Below are 1,590 nucleotides of genomic sequence, written 5' to 3' on the forward strand. Positions count from 1 at the left end.
ACGCTGTTCATCAACGGCAAGAAGATCAACGACACCCCCGGCACCCGCGCCGAGTGGGAGCAGCTGATCCGCCTGGAGAGCGGCGGCGCCGCGGCCCCGGCCGCCGGTGCCGCCCCCGCGCCGGCCACGGGCGGCGCGGCCGCTCCCGCCGCCGACAGCGCCGCGTGACGGAGGCGCTGGCGGGCGACCTGCCGGGCGAGCTGGAGGCGCGTCCGCCCGTGGCGCGCATGGCCATCGCCGTGCTGGCGCTGATCGGGCTGCTGGTGGCCGCGTACCTGTCGATGTACAAGCTGGGGATGCTGGGCATCATCCAGTGCCAGATCGGCTCGTGCGAAAAGGTGCAGACGTCGCAGTACGCGTACTTCCTGGGCCTGCCCGTGGCCTACTACGGCGTGGGGGCGTACGTGGCCATCCTGATGGTGGCCATGCTGGGCATTCAGCCGCGGTTCGAGCGCGAGCGGTGGGTGGCGCTGGCGCTGTTCGGCATGTCGGCGGTGGGGGTGCTGTTCTCGGCCTACCTGACGTACCTGGAAGCGGCGGTCATCCACGCGTGGTGCCAGTGGTGCGTGGTGTCGGCCGTGCTGATCACGCTGATCTTCCTGCTTTCCCTTCCGGGGCTGCGGCAGGCCCGGTAGGGCGCGGGTTCACTGAATTTTCGGGAGCAACGAGGATGTCGCAGACTCCGGGGCAGACCGTGCGCGTGCGGCTGCTGTTCGCAGACCAGGGAACGTTTCACCCCGAAACGGTGCACGTGCCGCTGGACATGCTGTCGCGCTACGACCGGCTGGTAGACCTGCTTCGCGAGGAGGAGTCGGTTACCCGCCAACTCTTCGTAGACATGGGACGCCTGGTCTCGGCCGCGGTGATCGGGGACGACGAGCAGGACTGAGGTCTTCCGTCTCCGCATCGAAAAGGATCGGCCCTCCCCCGCGCCGCGGGGGAGGGCCGATGCCGTGAATGCGCTTGCGGATCAGGGAGCCGGCGGGGCGGGCGCGGGGGCGGCGGGCGCGTTCAGCAGCGAATCGATCGCGGCCGAGAGCTGCTCGTACGGCACGGCGCCCGTCATCATGCGCTGGCCGCCGCGGCTGCCCAGGATGAACGTGGGCGTGCCCTGGATGCCGGCCTGGGACGCCTGCATGGCGTCGCCGACGATCAGCGACGCCACGCGGTCGTTGCGGGTGCAGTCGCGGAACGCCTCCATGTCCAGCCGAAGCTCCTGCGCGAACGCCTCGAACCGCTCGGTGGCGTTCGCCTGCCCCGACCACTCGCGCTGCGTGGCGAACAGGCGGTCGTGCATGGGCCAGAACTTGTCCTGCGCCGAGGCGCACATCGATGCTTCGGCCGCGGCGAACGCCTGCGGGTGGTTGGCCAGCGGAAGGTGGATGTACAGCATCCGCACCCGTCCGGTGCGCACGTACGCGCTGTCGATGCGGGGATAGGTGGTGGTGGCGAACTCGCGGCAGTACGGGCACTGGAAGTCCGATACCTCCACGACGGTCATTGTGGCGGACGCGGAGCCCTTGTAGCGTCCGCTGTCGGCCCGGGCGATCAGGGCGGCGGAGTTCTGGCCGGCGGCGCGCTCCGTCTCGG

General features: G+C 70.4%; 3 protein-coding genes. 2 read left to right on the forward strand and 1 reads right to left on the reverse strand.

Going from position 1 to position 1,590, the window contains the following annotated elements:
• Positions 1 to 164 precede the first annotated feature (164 nt).
• The gene (locus VIB55_RS07560; RefSeq protein WP_331876064.1) at positions 165 to 635 is read left to right on the forward strand and encodes a vitamin K epoxide reductase family protein; all 471 of its coding nucleotides are present in this window, start codon (positions 165 to 167) and stop codon (positions 633 to 635) included.
• Positions 636 to 670: 35 nt separating this feature from the next.
• Positions 671 to 889: a hypothetical protein gene (locus VIB55_RS07565; RefSeq protein ID WP_331074044.1), complete on the forward strand. Its 219-nt coding sequence runs from the start codon at positions 671 to 673 to the stop codon at positions 887 to 889.
• Positions 890 to 970: 81 nt separating this feature from the next.
• On the opposite strand, the gene VIB55_RS07570 is transcribed toward VIB55_RS07565, so the two are convergent.
• A partial coding sequence (locus VIB55_RS07570; protein ID WP_331876065.1) for a DsbA family protein occupies positions 971 to 1,590 on the reverse strand: 620 nt, incomplete at its 5' end.

The organism is Longimicrobium sp., assembly GCF_036554565.1.
In the GTDB taxonomy this organism is placed as follows: Bacteria; Gemmatimonadota; Gemmatimonadetes; order Longimicrobiales; family Longimicrobiaceae; genus Longimicrobium.